Annotated in this window: 1 protein-coding gene and 1 pseudogene; both read right to left on the bottom strand. The window is 66.5% G+C overall.

The genetic code is table 11. The features are described 5' to 3' along the window. Positions 1-449: chorismate synthase (locus tag RMN95_RS03825; RefSeq protein WP_309615634.1), on the bottom strand; the 449-nt coding region annotated here is incomplete at its 3' end. Between the two features lie 71 nt (positions 450-520). Beyond that, positions 521-1,035 (bottom strand): annotated as a pseudogene (locus RMN95_RS03820) (shikimate dehydrogenase); the annotation flags it as partial.

The raw sequence follows: 1,035 nt of genomic DNA, 5'->3' as shown, positions 1-1,035 counted from the left end.
GCTACGGCACCCAGCGCGACCCGCGCCGCAGTTTCACGAGCACTGGCCCGCTCGAGCACGTTCCGCGCCTCGGGAAAGTCGTATTTTTGCATGCCAACGAGGTCGGCGTGGCCCGGTCGAGGTCGGGTCAGGGCTGCGCCGCGCCCTTTCGGCAGCGACTCAAGATCGACGGCGGCGGCGCTCATCACATCGATCCAGCGCGGCCACTCCGTATTGCCGATGCGCAGCGCGATCGGGCTCCCCATGCTGGCACCGAACCGGATTCCGCCACTGATAGAAAGCTCGTCCTGTTCGAATTTCATGCGCGCCCCGCGACCGTACCCGAGCGAACGACGCTGCATGTCCGCCTGGATCGCCTCGGCGGTCACGGGAACTCCGGCGGGAAGCCCCTCGAGAATGGCGACGAGCTCGGGACCGTGCGACTCACCAGCCGTCAACCAACGCAGCATGTCCCAATCCTCTCATAGCGCGATCCTCCCCTGGCGCGACGCCGACTCCGGACCGAGCCACACGGCGGGTCTCAGTGGGGGTGCAGAGCCTCTCGCATCGCTCGGACCACTGCCGGTTCATCCGGCAGTTGCTCGGCCGGGTTGCCGGTGAGAAAGATCCGGATCTGCCCAACGGCCTGGTTGACCAGAAGGTCGAGTCCCGAAATGACGGTGGATCCCACAGTCGCCCACGAGGTGGCGAGTGCGCTAGGCCAGGGAGAATATGCGACATCGAGCAGCACGCTCGTCGATCTGGCTTCGAACGTGACGTCGGGAACTGTCACTCCACCGGGCAGGGTGCTCACCACGGCAGTGGGGACCTCCATCGAGCGCGGCACAACGCCCCAGCCGTCAACCATCACCTCAACCCCGAGGTCGACACCAAGCTCGACGAGCCCTGCCGCCTTTGCCGGCGTCCTCGCGGAGACCAACACCCTGTTCGCGCCGAGCCCGGCCACCCCGGCGATAACAGAGGCCGCCGTAGCACCAGCTCCGAGAACATGCACCGTATCGAGGCTGTACACCCCGACATCCCGGAACGACTGCG

Origin of the sequence: Salinibacterium sp., assembly GCF_031364185.1 — a bacterium.
GTDB lineage: Bacteria > Actinomycetota > Actinomycetes > Actinomycetales > Microbacteriaceae > Rhodoglobus.
Note: the sequence above shows the minus strand (reverse complement) of the source record. Positions and strands in the feature narration are given on the sequence as shown.